The sequence below is a fragment of the Nocardia sp. NPDC056541 genome (assembly GCF_042794235.1).
GTDB lineage: Bacteria > Actinomycetota > Actinomycetes > Mycobacteriales > Mycobacteriaceae > Nocardia.
Genome location: NZ_JBHTUD010000008.1, coordinates 318,720 through 335,757, shown reverse-complemented (window position 1 = coordinate 335,757; position 17,038 = coordinate 318,720). Strand labels below are relative to the sequence as shown.

Annotated in this window: 13 protein-coding genes; 8 read left to right on the top strand and 5 right to left on the bottom strand. The window is 67.6% G+C overall.

The window, feature by feature from the left end; translation table 11 throughout:
- Positions 1–88 precede the first annotated feature (88 nt).
- Entirely contained in the window at positions 89–616 is a 528-nt protein-coding gene (locus ACFQ9R_RS16880; RefSeq protein ID WP_378991577.1) for a hypothetical protein, read from the top strand.
- Between the two features lie 423 nt (positions 617–1,039).
- Here the strand turns inward: ACFQ9R_RS16880 and ACFQ9R_RS16875 are convergent, their stop codons facing one another.
- From ACFQ9R_RS16875 to ACFQ9R_RS16865, 3 genes are all read right to left on the bottom strand, one after another.
- Positions 1,040–2,302, bottom strand: a complete 1,263-nt coding sequence (locus ACFQ9R_RS16875) for a lipase family protein (RefSeq protein WP_378991576.1) — start codon at positions 2,300–2,302, stop codon at positions 1,040–1,042.
- A 203-nt stretch (positions 2,303–2,505) separates the two neighbouring features.
- Entirely contained in the window at positions 2,506–2,892 is a 387-nt protein-coding gene (locus ACFQ9R_RS16870) for a hypothetical protein (RefSeq protein ID WP_378991575.1), read from the bottom strand.
- Positions 2,893–3,450: 558 nt separating this feature from the next.
- Positions 3,451–3,885 (bottom strand): ester cyclase, encoded by a 435-nt coding sequence (locus ACFQ9R_RS16865; protein WP_378991573.1) that lies wholly within the window; start codon positions 3,883–3,885, stop codon positions 3,451–3,453.
- 390 nt (positions 3,886–4,275) lie between these two features.
- Here ACFQ9R_RS16865 and ACFQ9R_RS16860 point away from each other — a divergent pair, with 390 nt between their 5' ends.
- The 4 genes from ACFQ9R_RS16860 to ACFQ9R_RS16845 all read left to right on the top strand — a co-directional run bounded on the left by ACFQ9R_RS16860 (position 4,276) and on the right by ACFQ9R_RS16845 (position 11,265).
- Entirely contained in the window at positions 4,276–4,761 is a 486-nt protein-coding gene (locus ACFQ9R_RS16860) for an Lrp/AsnC family transcriptional regulator (RefSeq protein ID WP_378633322.1), read from the top strand.
- Between the two features lie 197 nt (positions 4,762–4,958).
- Positions 4,959–8,432 (top strand): indolepyruvate ferredoxin oxidoreductase family protein, encoded by a 3,474-nt coding sequence (locus ACFQ9R_RS16855; protein ID WP_378991572.1) that lies wholly within the window; start codon positions 4,959–4,961, stop codon positions 8,430–8,432.
- Positions 8,433–8,692: 260 nt separating this feature from the next.
- The gene (locus ACFQ9R_RS16850; protein WP_378991570.1) at positions 8,693–9,775 is read left to right on the top strand and encodes a Glu/Leu/Phe/Val dehydrogenase dimerization domain-containing protein; all 1,083 of its coding nucleotides are present in this window, start codon (positions 8,693–8,695) and stop codon (positions 9,773–9,775) included.
- Positions 9,772–11,265, top strand: coding sequence for an APC family permease (locus ACFQ9R_RS16845; protein WP_378991568.1), 1,494 nt, complete (start codon positions 9,772–9,774; stop codon positions 11,263–11,265). The genes ACFQ9R_RS16850 and ACFQ9R_RS16845 overlap by 4 nt, the downstream gene beginning before the upstream one ends.
- A gap of 58 nt (positions 11,266–11,323) precedes the next feature.
- Here ACFQ9R_RS16845 and ACFQ9R_RS16840 read toward each other — a convergent pair whose 3' ends face one another.
- Entirely contained in the window at positions 11,324–12,064 is a 741-nt protein-coding gene (locus tag ACFQ9R_RS16840; RefSeq protein WP_378991566.1) for an IclR family transcriptional regulator, read from the bottom strand.
- Positions 12,061–13,554, bottom strand: a complete 1,494-nt coding sequence (locus ACFQ9R_RS16835; protein WP_378991565.1) for an APC family permease — start codon at positions 13,552–13,554, stop codon at positions 12,061–12,063. Before ACFQ9R_RS16835 ends, ACFQ9R_RS16840 begins: the two co-directional genes overlap by 4 nt.
- Positions 13,555–13,793: 239 nt before the next feature.
- On the opposite strand from ACFQ9R_RS16835, the gene ACFQ9R_RS16830 reads away from it, so the two are divergent.
- The 3 genes from ACFQ9R_RS16830 to ACFQ9R_RS16820 all read left to right on the top strand — a co-directional run bounded on the left by ACFQ9R_RS16830 (position 13,794) and on the right by ACFQ9R_RS16820 (position 17,029).
- Complete coding sequence (locus ACFQ9R_RS16830) at positions 13,794–15,359, top strand: flavin monoamine oxidase family protein (protein ID WP_378991637.1); 1,566 nt, start codon at positions 13,794–13,796, stop codon at positions 15,357–15,359.
- Between the two features lie 29 nt (positions 15,360–15,388).
- The gene (locus tag ACFQ9R_RS16825) at positions 15,389–16,033 is read left to right on the top strand and encodes a Rid family hydrolase (protein ID WP_378991564.1); all 645 of its coding nucleotides are present in this window, start codon (positions 15,389–15,391) and stop codon (positions 16,031–16,033) included.
- 144 nt (positions 16,034–16,177) lie between these two features.
- Complete coding sequence (locus ACFQ9R_RS16820) at positions 16,178–17,029, top strand: 3-hydroxybutyryl-CoA dehydrogenase (RefSeq protein ID WP_378991562.1); 852 nt, start codon at positions 16,178–16,180, stop codon at positions 17,027–17,029.
- Positions 17,030–17,038: the final 9 nt, after the last annotated feature.

Below are 17,038 nucleotides of genomic sequence, written 5' to 3'. Positions count from 1 at the left end.
CGTGCGCAAGTCGTGCGTAGAGGCTGGCCCGGCCCGAATGGAAAGATGGATCCGCCGCAGGACACAGCGCCACTCCAGGAGGTGGACGATGCACCACAACGATCACCCGTCCGAGCTTCGCACCCGACTCTGGAACGATGCACTGGGCAAGTCCGGGCCTGAGGCACGCGCCACAGCATATGAGAGCGCGGTGCTCGAGCAGTACCGGCTCTACGTGGAGATGGCCGACCGGGTAAGCGCCCGACGGGGCCTGGCAAATTCGTTCTTCCTGACCCTTAACACCGGCATCTTCACTCTCGTCGCCGCCTTCTGGAAGACCCCACCGCCGGACAACGCGGGGTGGCTGGCGATCCCACTGGCCGCGATCCTCGGCCAGTGCTTCGCCTGGTTCTACCTGGTCCGCAGCTACAGGCTCCTGAACAGCGCCAAGTACCAGGTTGTCGGCGCGCTCGAGGAACGACTCCCGGCTTCCCCGTTCTGGCGTGCCGAATGGTGGGCCCTGGGTGAAGGGAAGGACCGGTCCCGGTACTGGCCCCTGTCGCACATCGAGCAGTGGATCCCCTTTCTCTTCGCGCTCGCGTACATCGCGGGGTTCCTCGCCGCTGTTCTCGCCTGAGTCTTCGCCGATAACGCCTGTGCGGGATTGTGTCAATTCGGCGGACATTCCGTAGTCCCGCACCCAAACCTCCACGCCGACATGATCATCCACGTGGTGATGCAGTCACCCCTTGAGCCCAAGATCAATTCTTCGACACTGGGCGACCGAACGCCGCCTGTGTCGAGGTCATGGTGCAGGCGTAACGGGCGGCCAGTCCTGCGGCTCGACATTGCTCGGCTTCCCGATGCCATCATCGCCCCCAGTCGAACTCCGGCGGAGGAGGACCCCACTGCCGCGGCTGGAGGAACACGACGCGCTTCGAGCCGAAGTCAATAGCGACGAAATTCGACCTACCCGCGAACGTTGCCTGGCGGAACTGGGCGTCGCCGGCGAAGGTCGCCTGGTCGAACAGGGGCCAGGAAGGTGCGTGCGGGATTTCGGTCAGCAGGTGGAGGGTGCGGGCAGGTCGGCGGCGCGGTCGTCGATCCAGGGAATCGCGGTGGTCGCTTGGAAGGCGACGGAGTTGACGGCGTGACCGATGATCGTTCCGGGCAACACAGGTGGAATGTCGCGCAGGTCGAGCAGTTGCACGGTCGCGCCCTGTGCGCACCATCGTGCGGCGAGGTCGCGGACAGCAGATGCGGGCACGATATCGTCGGCGTCGCCGGTCAGTAGCAGGACCGGTGCGGTGGGTCGCCTGTCGCCCAGGCGCTGGTCGTCGAGCGCGCGCAGGGTGCGGGGGTCGGCGGCGATGACGTCGGGAAACAGCGGGCGTTTGCTGGTCGTCCAGTTTTCGGTGCGCTGGAATCCGTAGCGCAGCACCGTTTCCGCGCCACATTGGCCTGCGGTGTCGGCAAGCATCGCCTTGCCCTGTTCGTTGAGCTCGGCGTCGAGGACCGCGACAGTCTCGGGGTAGACGGCGCGCATCGAATTGAGCATGTAGCCGAATGCGCCGGACAGACCCGTCCCGTCGGCGTAGGCGGCGAGGGTCATGAGATCGCCCGGTACCGCACCGACGTAACTGCCGCGGAGATCGAGTTCGGGGGCGTAGTCACCGACGCGTTCGGCGGCCGCGCCTGCCGCGTGCCCGCCTTGGGAGTAGCCCCAGAACAGCACCGGCCCGTCGGCGGGAATCGTGGATCCGGGCAGGCGCTGGGCCGCGCGGGCGGCATCGATGACGGCGTGGGCTTCGGCCGCAGCATTGAGGAAGGTGTGCGTGCCCGGCGTGCCCAGACCCTGGTAATCAGTGACCACGACCGCTGCCCCGCGCGCGACCAACTCCCCGACGGCGGTGATCTCGTATTCGGCCATCACATCCAGCGGTGGAACGTAGTGCACGAGTTGCCCGAACTGGCGTGAGGGCGCGCATTGGTCACCCTGGCCGTGTGTGCCGACCGCGAAACTCACCAGCGGCCGCTCGCCCGGCCCCTGCCAGGCGGTGGTGGGGTCGAACACAATCCCGGTCACCGCGACCGCATCCCCCGCCGGATCGGTACTGCGGTACATGATCCGGGTGGTCCGCGCGGGAAGCGGAACCGCCACCGCGGCCGGTTCGGTGCGCACCAGATCACCCGGCCGCGCGGCCGGTAGTGGGTCGGGCGGGCTGTAGAAATCGCCGACCGTGGTCGGGTTCGCATGCGCGATGGGAACGGTCGACAACGTGGCGCAACACAACGCGAGGATCGAAAGCAGACGAGGCAGCATGGGCGAAGCCTACATTCCAAATACCGACAGTTTTTGAAAACCGACGGTATCCGTGTGGATCAGCCGGACCTAGACCACGGACTGCGCGCGCGTGCTGACGCATCGGCGCATCGGTCTGGTTGCCGCGTGCGGACAGGATGTGCCGCACGCGCTCCCGGAACTGCTCGGGGGTGAGCCCGAAGGTGACGTCGGTGGATCCAGGATCAGTTCTGCACCGCGATAGCCCAGACTTTCGACATCGTTGCCGACGAAACGAACAGCCCACCGAGTGCGCGGCAGGTCAGGCGCCCGAAGTGAGCGATCGATGCCATCGGGCGGTCGATCGCTTGGAGCGAAACGGACACGGAACCGTCGATTGCGGGGCCACGCGAAGGGTTCCACCTCGGCGGTATCGTCACTGTCACGGTGTCGAAGTTGCCGCTGCTTGTGCGGAGTTCACACCAGACCTGGTGAGGTTCACTCTCCTGGTTCCCGAGAACGGTCTTGGCGAATACCGCGTGGCCGCCGATGCCGCCGATCGCGTGATCGATGATCACCGCGTCGGTGAGGGTGCCGACCTCCACGGGGCCATCGTGGAACGACTCGCTCATCGGGGGTACATGCGGACCGAACGGCGGCGTGGTGTGATCTCCGAGCGCCTGCGGGGCTGAGAACCCGTGAAACGCCATGACGGCGACGAGTACCAGCAGCACCCGCGACGAGCGTGCGATCCGAATTGGTTGCGTAGCAGACCGATACATCGCATTCTCCTCTACCGCACACATCGAACGAGAGTTCTTGTTTCGGGGGCGACGGGGCAGATCAGATGACCATCATCGTTTTCGCCTCGTTGGCGATGGCCTTCGGCGTGGAGCAGGCTCGCGCGGACGAGATCGTCCTGTGGTTCCTGACGGCACAGGCTTGTCTCGCGTACTTCACCGCGGGCGTGGCGAAGCTGGTCGGCTCGTCGTGGCGCAGTGGCGCGGCACTGCCCGAAGTGCTGGCGACACAGTCCTACGGGCATCCGTGGGCCGGGCGGGCCCTGGCCCGTCATCGCGGGGGGCCTGACGACCTTTTTCTGGGCGTCCGTCGCCACCTACCCGGCGATCATCTTCTGTGCCACTGTCCGGGGCTGGTAACAGCGCCACGACAGCCGGCCACGTCACGAATCAGGTTGTCGCGGAGTGCGCCGACGGGACTACGCCGAGTTGCTGCATCATCCCGAGCGTGTCCCAGGAGGCCCAGCTCTCGATGATCTTGCCGTCCGCGAAGCGATTGATCGTAATTCCCTGAACAACCGCCGATTTGCCGGTGGCGGGCATACCCATCATCTCGCCGTCATTGGTTCCGGTTCCCGTCCATCGGGTGGTGACGAAGTCGCCTTCGGCGATCTGTTCGTTGATCAGGAACCGTTGATCCGAGAAAGCGGCGAGATACATCTGCACGAGCCGCCTGAGGCCTTCGGGGCCGTGGACCTCGGCGAACGGGTTCTGCGGATCGTGGTTGATGCAGTCGTCGGCCATGATTTCGTCGAAGACATCGAGGTCTCGCGAGTTCCACGCGTCGAAGATGCGCTTGGCTGAAGCCTTGTTCTGCTCTGACATGGCGTTTCCTTACTGGTAGTGACGCCGAACCGGCGAAGGGGCTCGTCACTACAGGCAGCCTTCGCCACGCCCGGCGTTCAGCACGGTGTGACGCTCGGGCCGACGGAAACCAGCCGTCACAGCCCGATACGAGGACGTTGCCATCACGGAGGATGCCCGCCCCGGATGTTGCCCGGCAAGCACTCAACTCCCCACCGGGCGCAAACCTTGAAGCCGGTGTACGGAATAATTGTGCGCCTTTTTCGCAAGCAAGGTAAGAGGCGACCACGTACACGTTCGATGTCTTTTCCAGCCTCGACGGCGATATCCAGGAACTCGTCTACCGGCCGACCCTGCACGGTTGAGATCAGGTGTGCGGTTCCCGGGTTCGGTGCGTGTCAGAATGCGCCCATGACCATCAAGTTCGACGCGCTCGATGCCGCGTTGCTGGCCGAACTGGCCCGTGACCCCCGGGCGCCGATTCTCGAGCTGGCGCAGCGACTCGGGGTCGCCCGCAATACCGTGCAGGCGCGGATGAAGCGGCTCGAGGCATCGGGTGCCGTGCGGGGTTATCCGCCTGATATCGATGTGCAGGCCATCGGGTTCGCGGTGCACGCCTTCCTTGGCATCGAACTCGATCAGAACAAGATGGATCCGATCATCGAGACGCTGCGCGGGTTCCCGCACGTCCTCGAGGTGCACGCCACCACCGGCCGCGCCGATCTGCTGGTGCGCATCGCCGCGCAATCGCAGCAGGATCTCCTGGAGATCATCCAGCGGGTGCACGCCATCGACGGCGTGAACCACACCGAGACCATGCTCGCCCTGGCCACGCCGATCGGGTATCGGAGCCTGCCACTGGTCGAGCATCTGACGAACCGGACGAATCAGCCGTGATGTGACCCAGGTCTCTCGCGCTCGAGCAGATTGATACATCCAGCTCAGTGGTACAGATCACTTTTGAGCAGACTGATCAACTATTCGACTGACTGTTGACACCGATTGCCCTCCACGGCACATTTCGCAGCACCGATAGCAAGTTCCTTCGTTGCGCAGCTCACGATCTGGGTTGTGGAAAGTGTGGTGAGGCGTTCATGACCACCGTCGTCTGTGCGACTGCCCGACCGTCGGCCGAGCCGGCCGCGCCCTACGACCTCGCCGATCGCTACCGCTCCGGCGCGGGCCCGGTACTGCTGACCGGGGTCCAGGCCATCGCCCGGCTGCTGGTGGAACAGCATGTGCGCGATATTCGCGCCGGTCGCCGCGTCGCGACGTTCGTCTCCGGCTACCAGGGCAGCCCGCTGGGCGGGGTGGACAAGATGCTGCTCGGCATGCCGGAGGTACTCACCGAGCACGACATCACCTTCGTCCCCGGGTTCAACGAGGAACTGGCCGCCACCGCGGTCTGGGGCAGCCAGGCCGAGCTGCCCGCCGGGCGGCCGACCCACGACGGCGTGGTCGGCGTCTGGTACGGCAAGGGTCCCGGCGTCGACCGCGCGACCGACGCCATCCGGCACGCCAATATGTACGGCGTGAATCCGCGTGGCGGCGTGCTGCTGCTGGTGGGCGATGATCCGGCCTCGAAATCGTCGACCGTACCCGCGGTGAGCGAACGCTCGCTGGCCGCGATGGGGGTGCCCGTTCTGTTCCCGCGCAATGCCGAGGAGATCATCACCCTCGGTATGCAGGGCATCGCGATGTCGCGGGCCTCGGGGTGCGTGGTGGCGTTGAAGATCGTGGCCGATGTCGCCGACGGGGCGTGGACGGTCGACGAGGGCGTGGCCGACCTCGCCCTGACGGTGCCCGAAGTGCAGTGGGAGGGAACGCCTTTCGTCTATCGACAGAGACCGATGGCGGCGCCGACCGACAGTGTGCTCGCCGAAGCGGACCTCTACGGGCCACGCTGGGCGACGGTGCACGCCTACGGTGCGGCCAACGCTCTCGACGTCGTCGAGGTGGACCCGGCCGAGGCGAAGGTGGGGATCGCGGCCACCGGCACCACCTTCGACGCGGTCCGCCAGGCTCTGCTGGATCTGGGTGTCGACGAGGCGAGCATGCACCGCGCCGGAATCCGGTTGCTGCGCATCGGCATGCCCTATCCGCTGGGCACGGCCGCGCTCACCGAGTTCGCCCGCGGGCTCGAGCAGTTGATCGTTGTCGAGGACAAGACCGCGTTCATCGAAACGCAGGTCCGCGAGATCCTCTACGGCACCCCGGACGCGCCGCGCGTGCTCGGCAAGCGCGACGAGCGCGGCGCGCGCCTGATGCCGGTCGACGGCGAGCTCACCGCCGGACGGCTGCTGGCGCCGCTGCGCCGGGTGCTGCGCGGACGGGTGGAGCTGAAAAAGGCAGCGCCCCCGGCACTTCCGCTGGAGGTCCTCTCCGCCAAGCGGACGCCCTATTTCTGCAGCGGCTGCCCGCACAACCGCTCCACCGCCCTGCCCGACGGCTCGATCGGCGGCGGCGGCATCGGCTGTCACACGCTGGTCACCATGTCCGGGCGCACCGACAGCGCGGTCACCGGGCTCACCCAGATGGGCGGTGAGGGCAGCCAGTGGATCGGGCAGGCGCCGTTCACCGATGTGCCGCATCTGTTCCAGAACATCGGCGACGGCACCTTCTTCCATTCCGGGCAGCTGGCGATCCAGGCCTGCGTCGCGGCCGGGGTGAACATCACCTACAAGCTGCTCTGGAACGAGGTCGTCGCGATGACCGGCGCCCAGGACGTGGAGGGCGGGATCACCGTCGCGCAGCTCACCCACAAACTCACCACCGAGGGTGTCCGCAAGATCGTCATCTGCGCCGATGAGCCGAAGCGGCACAGCAAGCGAGCGCTGGCGAAGGGCACGCTGCTCCTGCATCGCGACCGGCTCGACGAGGCGCAGAAACTGCTGCGCGAGATCGAGGGCGTCACGGTGCTGATCTATGACCAGCACTGCGCCGCCGACGCCCGCAGGCAGCGCAAGCGCGGAACACTGCCGACCCGCAACACCCGGGTGGTGATCAACGAGGCCGTGTGTGAGGGCTGCGGTGATTGCGGCGCCAAGTCGAACTGCCTGTCGGTGCAGCCGGTCGAGACCGAGTTCGGGCGCAAGACCCGCATCGATCAGACCTCCTGCAACACCGATTACAGCTGCTTGGACGGCGATTGCCCGTCCTTCGTGACGGTGGAGGTGGATCCGGCCAAGGGCAAGTCCCAGCGGCGCGAACCCGTCGAGCCGCCCGCCGTGGCCGATCCGGGCGTGGGCGCGCCGACCCGCACGCAGAACGTGCTGATCGCCGGAATCGGGGGCACCGGCATCGTGACGGTGAACCAGGTCCTGGCCACCGCCGCCCTGCGCGCAGGCTACGAGGTGGAGAGCCTGGACCAGATCGGCCTGAGCCAGAAGGCCGGCCCGGTGCTGTCCCACCTGCGGTTCTCCACAACGGAATTGGAGCCGGCCAACCGGCTCACCCCCGGCAGCGCCGACTGCCTGCTCGCCGTCGACCTGCTCACCGCCACCGACCCCCGCTACCTCCAGTACGGCGACGCGGCGAGCACCGTGGCAGTGGCGTCGACGAGCCAGACCCCGACCGGCGACATGGTCTTCGACAAGTCGGTGGCCTACCCCGCGACGGACACTCTGCTGGATCGGCTTGCCACGGCGACGAATTCGATCAGTCACTTCGACGCGCTCGCGGCGGCACTGACGCTGTTCGGGAACACGGCAGCGGCCAATTTCCTGATCGTGGGCGCGGCCGTCCAGAACGGCGGGCTGCGCCTGCCGGTCGCGGCGATCGAGGAGGCCATCGGGATCAACGGTGTCGCGGTGAACGCCACCATCGCGGCGTTCCGGTGGGGGCGGGTCGCCGTCGCCGATCCGGCGGCGTTCGCGGCGGCGGTCGACACAGGCCGACCGCGGCGCACCCAGCCGGTGGCGCCCGCGGAGTTGCTGGCGAACACCAGCTTCGAGGGCGAGGTGCGCCGGGTCGTGGAACTGCGAGCGGCTCAGCTGATCGGCTACCAGAACGCGAAGGTGGCACACCGTTACCTCGAGACGGTCGAATCCGTTTGGGCGGCAGAACGTTCGGTCACCGAGCGCACCGAGTTCAGTGAGGCGGTCGCGCGGGGGCTGTTCAAATTCACGGCCTACAAGGACGAGTACGAGGTGGCTCGGCTGCTCGTGGACCCGGACTTCCTCGCCGATGTGCAAGCCCAGGTACCCGGCGGCGAGAAGCTCACCTACAAGCTGCACCCGCCGATGCTGCGTGCGTTGGGCCGCGACAAGAAGATCGGTCTGCGGCCGAAGTCGCATGTGGCGCTGAAGGTTCTGGCCAAGGGCAAGTTCCTGCGCGGCACCAGGCTCGACCCCTTCGGCTACGCCCATGTCCGCAAGGTCGAACGCGAACTGCTGGCCCACTACACCGACATGGTGCGTCGGCTGGCACACGATCTGACCAGCGAGAACTACGAAACAGCCACTGCGGCAGCCGCACTGACCGACGTCGTGCGCGGCTACGAGGACATCAAGCTCGGCAATGTCGAGCTCTACCGCGCCCAGCTGCGCGAGCTCGGCATCGACTCCTGACGGGAGACGTTGCCACCGAGCCCACGGCACCATCCACCTCCGCGTTCGCTCGACCACGTCCTCACCGCCACACGAACCCAGCCACTGCGACGTGCACCGCCGCGGCAAGCGGCTGAGCACATCGCCGCGCCGCAGCGCACCCGCGCCACCACTACGTCGCCGCACCAGCGGCACAACTGAAACTGCCGCGGACCCGCGGCACCACAACCCCGCAGCCCAGGGCACAACCCTGGTGCGCGGAACCGGAAAGGAAATCGACAGTGACCGTTGCGCACACCGAAGCAGGAGTCTTCGGCCGATCGCACGAGCTCAGCGCCCGCGCCCACGAGCAGGTCGTGTTCTGCGAGGACGACAGATCCGGGCTGAAGGCGATCATCGCGATCCACTCGACCGCACTCGGCCCCGCCCTCGGCGGTACCCGCTTCTACCCGTACGCCGATGAATCCGCGGCTCTGCAAGACGTGCTGCGACTGTCCTGGGGAATGACGTACAAGGCCGCGGCGGCGGGGGTGGATCTCGGTGGCGGCAAAGCGGTGATCATCGGCGATCCGGCCACCCACAAGAGCGAGGACCTGCTCGCCGCCTACGGGCGGTTCGTCGAAACCCTCGGTGGGCGCTACATCACCGCCGGTGACGTGGGCACGAACACCGACGATCTGGATGTCATCGGTCGGCACACGAGCCACGTCACCGGCCGCAGTGTCGGCGCGGGCGGCAGCGGCGACAGTGCCCGGCTGACCGCGCTCGGCGTCTTCCACTCGATGCGCGCCGGAGCCGAGTTCGTGTGGGGCGCACCGACACTGGCCGGGCGCACGGTCGGCGTCGAGGGTGTCGGCAAGGTGGGGCGCGAACTCACCGCCCTGCTGCTCGCCGACGGCGCCGAGGTCTGCGTGACCGATGTGAACGAGGCGGCGCTGCGGCGCATCACCGACGAACTGCCCGCCGTCCGGCTGCTGTCGACAGTGTCCACCGCGCCGGTCGACGTGTACGCCCCCTGCGCGATGGGCGCCACCCTCACCGCGGCGAGCGCCGCGACGATCGAGGCGAAGCTCATCTGCGGTGCGGCGAACAACCAACTCGCGACACCCGAGGTCGAGCAGGCGCTCACCGACCGCGGCATCACCTGGGTGCCCGATTTCGTGGCCAATGCCGGTGGCCTCATCCAGGTGGCCGGTGAACTGCGCGCCGCCACCCCGGCCGAGGTCGAAGCCGAGGTCGCCGACATCTACCCGCGCTGCCGCGAGATCATCGCCGCCGCCATCACCGAGGGGATCGGGACCGGCGCCGCCGCCAACCGATTCGCCGAGCGCCGTCTCGATGCCATTCCGAGGTCGCTGCGATGATGAACAAGAGCAGCCTGTTCCGGACCAAGTCGGTCGAACAGTCGATCCGGGACACCGACGATCCGGATGCCAAGCTCCGCAAGGATCTGACGGCGAAGGACCTGACGATCTTCGGTGTGGCGGTCGTGATCGGCGCGGGCATCTTCACCCTCACCGCGCGCACCGCGGGCACGGTGGCGGGACCGGCGGTGTCGCTGGCCTTCGTCTTCGCCGCGATCGCGTGCGGGCTCACCGCGCTGTGCTACGCGGAGTTCGCCTCGACCGTGCCGGTGGCAGGTAGCGCGTACACCTTCGCCTACGCCACCTTCGGCGAGGTGATCGCCTGGATCATCGGCTGGGATCTGATCCTGGAGTTCGCACTCGCGGTGTCGGTGGTCGCCAAGGGCTGGTCACAGTACCTCGGCGAAGTGCTCGGATCATCGGCGCCGGTGCTCCACCTCGGCACGGTGAAGTTCGACTGGGGCGCGGTGGTGATCATCGCGGTGGTCGGCGTGCTGCTGGCCACCGGGACCAAGCTGTCGTCGCGGGTGTCGGCCATCGCCGTCGCGATCAAGCTGGGTGTGATCGCGCTGGTGCTGGTCGTCGGCGCGACGTATTTCAAGCCGTCGAACCTGACCCCCTACATCCCGCCGGCGCAGCCGTCGGAGAAGGCCGAGGGGATGCACCAGTCGCTGTTCGCCTTCCTCACCGGCTCCGGTGGCACCAGCTACGGCTGGTACGGGCTGCTCGCCGCGGCCAGCCTGGTGTTCTTCGCCTTCATCGGCTTCGACGTGGTCGCCACCACCGCCGAGGAGACGCGCAACCCACAGCGCGACGTCCCGCGCGGCATTCTGGCGTCGCTGGCGATCGTGACGGTGCTCTACATCGCGGTCTCGCTGGTCCTCACCGGCATGGTGTCCTACACCGAACTGGCCGACGGCAACGCCACATTGGCCACCGCCTTCGCCATCCACGGCGCCACCTGGGTGAAGAACATCATCGCCATCGGCGCGCTGGCCGGGCTGTCGACCGTGGTGATGGTGATGTTCCTCGGCCAGACCCGGGTGCTGTTCGCCATGGCCCGCGACGGTCTGCTGCCTCGCGGTCTCGCGCAGACCGGCAAGAAGGGCACACCCGTGCGGCTGACCGTGCTCGTCGGTGTGGTGTGCGCACTGCTGGCCGGTTTCGTCGAGTTCGGCACGCTGGAGGAAATGGTCAATATCGGCACACTGGTCGCGTTCGTCCTGGTGTCGATCGGGGTGCTGGTGCTGCGTCGCACCCGTCCGGATCTGCCGCGCGGGTTCCGCGTTCCGTTCGTCCCGGTGGTTCCCGTTCTCGGCGCTCTGGCCTGCGTGTGGCTGATGGTCAACCTCTCGATCGAGACCTGGCTGCGCTTCGTGATCTGGATGGCACTCGGTGTCATCGTGTACTTCGCCTACGGGCGCAGGCACTCGGTGCTCGGTCGCAGGCGACCCGATTCCGCGGAACCGGAACTGACACCGGTTCGATAGACCCGCTGCACACCCGGGGCCCGGCGATTCGGTGGATCGCCGGGCCTCGGGTGTGCGGTCACAGTGTCAGCTGATCGGCCGCCGACGTGAGCAAGTCGATGAGGTCGCGATCGTGCACGGGCAGGCGGCCGGTCTTGCCGATCGCGGCCAGGGCACCGGTGACAGTGCCGTCGGCGGTGCGGATCGGGACGGCGACGGCGCTGCGGCCGAGGCGGCATTCGTTCACCTCGACGGCGACCGCGTCCGCGGCGACTCGGCGTAGCTCGGCGGCGAGATCGGCGGCGTCGGTGATGGTGAAGGTGGTGACCTTGCGCGGGGTGGCCTCGGCCGCGAAGTCCGGGTACCGCGCCAACAGGATCTTGCCGATGGCCGAGGCGTGCGGGCAGGCGAGCAGCACCTTCTCCCCACTCAGCTCATGGTCGGGGTCCTTGTCGACCATCCTGACCCGGCCGCCGGCGAAGGAGGCGAGATGGATGCCGAAACGCAGCTGGGCGCGCAGTTCACCGAGGATCCGGTGATTGCCGGAGACGGGCTCGGGAGCGGCAGCCCCGGCGAGCTCACGGGTACGGCGGCCGAGGGCGAAACCGGACAGGTCCTCGATCCGCACCAGGTAGCCGTCGGCAACGAGGAGATTCAGGAGGCGGTACGCGGTGGCGGGGGCGATACCGGTCTGCGCGGCGATGTCCTTCGCGGTGGCGCCCGAACCCAGCTGCGCTACCGCCTCGAGCAGAGCGAGGGCCTTCTGGACAGCCCTCGGCTCGTGCCCGGTCGGGCCGTCGCGGCGGGTCGTCGTTGTCACTGTTCGCCGCGGTCCGCCCCTACCAGGGCCATCGCGCCGCGGGCGTTGACGGCGAACACCCCGGCGCCGGGCAGCACGTCAGCGGATTCGGGACTGTCGAAAACACCGATGGCCGTGAGACTTTCGGGACAACTGTCCCGCAGCCAGCGATACCAGGCAGCACCGGCCAGCAGCACCGCGAGCACCGTCGCGGGCGCGACCACCACACCGTCGCTCGCGTCCGACACCGTCAGACAGACCAGCACCGCGGCGAGCACCCCACTGCCGACCCAGCCGGCGACGAGGTCGACGCGGCTGCGCTCGCGGATACGGCCGAGCAACAGCACCGCACCCACCGCGACCAGGATGTAGGACACCGCGAGCGCCGTGCGCATGACCGTCTTGGCCGCGGCGAGCACACCGTCGAGCGCGACGAAACCCGAACCGGCCGTCGCGACGATGCCGATGATCAGCACCAACGCCACGTGCGGGGTCCGCAACCGCGGACCGACCCGGCTCAGCAGGCGCGGCAGCACACCCTCCACACTCATCGAATACATCAGTCGCGACGCGGCGTTCGACGAAGCCATCGACGACCCGAGCCACGAGCAGGTCAGCCCCGCGTCGAGCAGGATCACCACGAGCAGACTCGACCCACTCGCCGTCCCGTGCAGATACGCGTTCACCACCGTTCCCGCATGCCCGGACCAGGCCGCCCACGACGCGAAGATGAACAGCGCCCCGCACAGCACCGGGGTGAGCAGCACCGTACGGGTCACGGTGACCAGCGGACGCCGCGTCTCCGGTGCGAAGAACGTGGCGCTCTCGAAGCCCGCGAGCGCGAACAGCGCCGACATCGCGATGGCCAGCACCGCGGGAACGTTCGGCGCGGCCGGGGTGATCGCGACAGCAGGCCCCGACACCAGCATGAGGCCGATGATGAAGGCCAGCGAACACGCCTCGACCGCCAGAATCGCGATCGCGGCGAACCGCACACCACGCACCAGCACCGCGCCGATCAGCACCGCGATGCCGAGATAGACGGCCCCGATCTGCCAGCCGCGCAGCGTGATTCCCAGCTGCGCTGCCAAGGCGAGAGCGGTCTGCGACCCGTGATACATCGTCAGCGACGCACTGCCCAGGTACTTTACGAGCATTCCGACGCCACAGGTCAGCGCCGCACGCGGTCCGGCGCCGTGGCTGACGAAGGTGTAGAGCCCACCCGCCGCGGACAGCCGCCGGGTGAACTGTGCGACGCAGTACGCGATCAGCGTGATGACCAGCGTCGCGATGACGATCGTCACCAGGCCGGGCAGCAGAGCGTTGTGGGTGAGCATCGTGACCGGCAACAGCACCATCGACGCGGCGGGCGCGGTGGTCGCGATCGACTGGCCGAGCAACGCCACACCCGGCAGTTGTCTGCGCCCCAGCGCACGCAACGGCGACACCGCGGGGCGCTCGGGTTCCCCGGCCGCGAACGAGCGCGCGACCGCGTCGGCCAGTGCCGTCACCACACACCTCCCAGCGTTGTCGGTGCGGGCGAGGATATCCAGACCTGGTTTCGGCGGTATTGCGGGCGCGAGTCGGGGCGATGGTCACCGAGCGAGAAAGCGACCGCGGGGGATCTCACTCGCTGATCGGTGAACGTTTTCCGCGGCGTAGCGGCACCGACCCACCGTCGGCGGACGCTGTCGCAGAACGGATATCGCGGCGGACGGAGCTACCCATGGCAGTCACCAGAAGATCATTCATGCAGAGTCTCGGCATCACCGGTGGTGCCGGCCTCGCCTACGGCGCGATGTCGACCCTCGGCCTCGCGCCCGCCACGGCGCAGGTGTCATTCCGCTCGCCCGCCATGGGCGACCTCATCGGCAAGGGCGACGGGGGCGCGAAGGTGGCGATCCTCGGCGGCGGCCCCGCGGGGTTGTGCGCGGCCTACGAACTGGGCAAGGCCGGATACGACGTGACCGTGCTCGAAGCCAGGAAGCGAGCGGGCGGACGGGTGTGGTCGGTGCGCAACGGCACCACCGAAACCGATCTCAACGGCGAAACCCAGAGCTGCACCTTCGCCGAAGGGCACTACTTCAATCTGGGCGCCACGCGAATCCCGCAGGGCCACATCACCCTCGACTACTGTCGCGAACTCGGTGTCGAGATCCAGCCGTTCGGCAACCAGAACGCGTCCACCTTGGTCAACTATCAGAGCGGCACCTCGATCTCCGGGCAGTCGGTGCAGTACCGCGCCGCCAAGGCCGACATGTACGGCTACATGTCCGAGCTGTTGCAGAAGGCCGCGTCGCGGGGCGCACTCGACGACGTGCTCTCCGGCGCCGACAAGGAAGCGCTGTCGTCGTTCCTGCGCGATTTCGGCGACCTCTCCAGTGACGGCCGCTATCTCGGCTCGACCCGGCGCGGCTACACCTCCGAACCCGGGGCGGGTCTGAACTTCGGCGAACAGCCGAAACCGTTCCCGATGTCCGACACGATCCGCAGCGGTCTCGGCCGCAATTTCAGCTTCGAATTCGGCTACGACCAGGCCATGATGATGATGACCCCGGTCGGTGGCATGGACCGCATCTACGCCGCCTTCCAGCGCGAGATCGGCACGCAGCGCATCCATTTCGGTGCCGAGGTGTCGGCGATGAAGAACACCCCCGAGGGTGTGCGGATCGAGTACACCCAGGACGGCGCGCGCAAGTCCCTCGATGCCGACTACTGCATCTGCACGCTGCCGCCCCATCTCGTCGGTCGCCTGGCCAACAACCTGCCCGCCGATGTGCTCACCGCGCTGAAAGCCGCGATCCCAGTGTCCTCCGGCAAGCTCGGCATCGAATACTCGCGCCGCTGGTGGGAGCTCGACGACCGGATCTACGGCGGCGCGAGCAATACCGACAAGGACATCGCGCAGATCATGTTCCCCTACGACCACTACAACGGTGACCGTGGCGTGGTGGTCGGCTACTACAACACCGGCAAACGTCATCAGGCCTTCGAATCACTCACCCACCGGCAACGTCTGGCGAAGGCCGTCGACGAGGGCGCAGCGATCCACGGCGACAAGTACCGCGCCGACATCGCCTCGTCGTTCTCCGGCAGCTGGCGGCGAACCAAGTATTCCGAGGGCGCGTGGGTCGGGTGGTCGGGCAGCAATTCCCACGGCGGTGAGGCCACCCCCGAGTACACCAAACTCCTTGCCCCCGTAGAGCACATCTACTTCGCCGGTGACCACCTGTCCAACGCGATCGCCTGGCAGCACGGCGCCTTCACCTCCGCCCGTGACGTGGTGACCGCCCTGCACGCCCGCGTTGCCGCCTGAATCTCTCACCCCGACAAGGAGTATCGACCATGAAGACGACGATCACCCTGGCCGCGACGGCCCTCGCGGCGCTGACCCTCACCTCCTGCTCGGCCGACCCGGCCGAGTCGCAGCCGTCCACTGCGCCGAGTACTTCGGTTCTCGAAGCGGGACAGGCGAATCCGATGATCGCCCAAGGCGTGACGATCGCCGCCGACGCTACCGTCTACAAGACCAGCGGCCTCGGCCCCACCGCCACCAACAAGGCCGCCCCCACCGGCAGCCCCGAATCCTTCATCGACACCCAGCAGTTCGCGGACGCGAAGCTGCCCGCCGGTGTCACCGTCACCGAAGCGCAGGGCATGTCGGTGCTGGCCAGAATCCGGGAGAACCTCGAAGCCCAGGGCCTGACCCTGGACGACGTGATCACCATGCGGGTGTTCCTCGACAACGCGCCCGGCACCGACCGTGCCGACTACGCCGGCTGGAACCGCGCCTACCGGCAGTTCTTCGCCAATACGAACCTCACCACCGGCGACACCGAGCTGGTCCCCCTCGGCACCGCTGCCCCGGCCGCACCGCTGGTCCGCAACGCGGCACGACCGAGCCGCTTCGCCCTGGAAGTGGCGAGCCTGCCGGTGGCGGGATGGTTGGTCGAGGTCGAAGTCGACGCCGTGTACCCGGCGGGTAAGTGAGTCGGCTCGCTGACGAATGCCCTGGTCAGCGTCGCGTCCAGCTGGTGCGATAGCTCACGTTCCGGCAGCCTGTGGCACTGAGTGCCAGCCCGGGTGAAATAATCTCCGGGACAGCCAGGGCAATGCGATGTTGGGAGTTCTCCAGTGGAGTTGATCGGTGTAATCGGTGGCGGCACGATGGGCGCGGGGATCGCGGAGGTGTGCGCCAAGGCGGGCAGCTCGGTGCTCGTGCTCGAGACGAAGCCGGAGTTCGCCGAGGCGGCCAAGAACCGGATCGCCACCTCGATCGCCCGTGGCGTGACCAAGGGCAAGATCACCCAGGACGAGGCCGACGCGGTGCTCGCGCGGGTGCGCGTCACCCTGGACATGGACGAGTTCGCCGATCGTGACCTGGTGATCGAGGCCGCGCCGGAGATCGAGGCGCTCAAGTACGAGATCTTCGGCAAGCTGGACAAGATCGTCAAGCCCGAGGGCATCCTTGCCACCAACACCTCCTCGATCCCCGTGATCAAGGTGGCCGGGGCGACCGAGCGGCCCGAGCGGGTCGTGGGCGTGCACTTCTTCAACCCGGTGCCGGTGATGCCTCTTGTCGAGATCATCTCGACCCTGGTGACCGCGCCGGAAGCGGCCGTGGCCGTCACCGACTACGTGAAGAACACCCTCGGCAAGATGGCCGTGCAGGCCGGTGACCGCTCCGGGTTCATCGTCAACGCGCTGCTCATCCCCTACCTGTGTTCGGCGATCCGGATGCTCGAGTCGGGCTACGCCACCGCCGAGGACATCGACGCGGCGATGAAGGGCGGCTGCGGCTACCCGATGGGCCCGCTGACGCTGCTCGACACCGTCGGCCTCGACATCGCCCTCGCGGCGTCGGAGTCGCTCTACGCGGAGTTCGCCGAGCCGCACCTCGCCCCGCCCGCGCTGCTGCGCCGGATGGTGGACGCGGGCCGACTGGGCCGCAAGACCGGTCGCGGGTTCTACGACTACGCGAAGTAGTGCTGATTC

Excerpts from the sequence above, each read along its gene's own strand:
- ACFQ9R_RS16880 (WP_378991577.1), top strand. The coding sequence starts at position 89 with ATGCACCACAACGATCACCCGTCCGAGCTTCGCACCCGACTCTGGAAC.
- ACFQ9R_RS16875 (WP_378991576.1), bottom strand. The coding sequence starts at position 2,302 with ATGCTGCCTCGTCTGCTTTCGATCCTCGCGTTGTGTTGCGCCACGTTG.
- ACFQ9R_RS16870 (WP_378991575.1), bottom strand. The coding sequence starts at position 2,892 with ATGAGCGAGTCGTTCCACGATGGCCCCGTGGAGGTCGGCACCCTCACC.
- ACFQ9R_RS16865 (WP_378991573.1), bottom strand. The coding sequence starts at position 3,885 with ATGTCAGAGCAGAACAAGGCTTCAGCCAAGCGCATCTTCGACGCGTGG.
- ACFQ9R_RS16860 (WP_378633322.1), top strand. The coding sequence starts at position 4,276 with ATGACCATCAAGTTCGACGCGCTCGATGCCGCGTTGCTGGCCGAACTG.
- ACFQ9R_RS16855 (WP_378991572.1), top strand. The coding sequence starts at position 4,959 with ATGACCACCGTCGTCTGTGCGACTGCCCGACCGTCGGCCGAGCCGGCC.
- ACFQ9R_RS16845 (WP_378991568.1), top strand. The coding sequence starts at position 9,772 with ATGATGAACAAGAGCAGCCTGTTCCGGACCAAGTCGGTCGAACAGTCG.
- ACFQ9R_RS16830 (WP_378991637.1), top strand. The coding sequence starts at position 13,794 with ATGCAGAGTCTCGGCATCACCGGTGGTGCCGGCCTCGCCTACGGCGCG.
- ACFQ9R_RS16825 (WP_378991564.1), top strand. The coding sequence starts at position 15,389 with ATGAAGACGACGATCACCCTGGCCGCGACGGCCCTCGCGGCGCTGACC.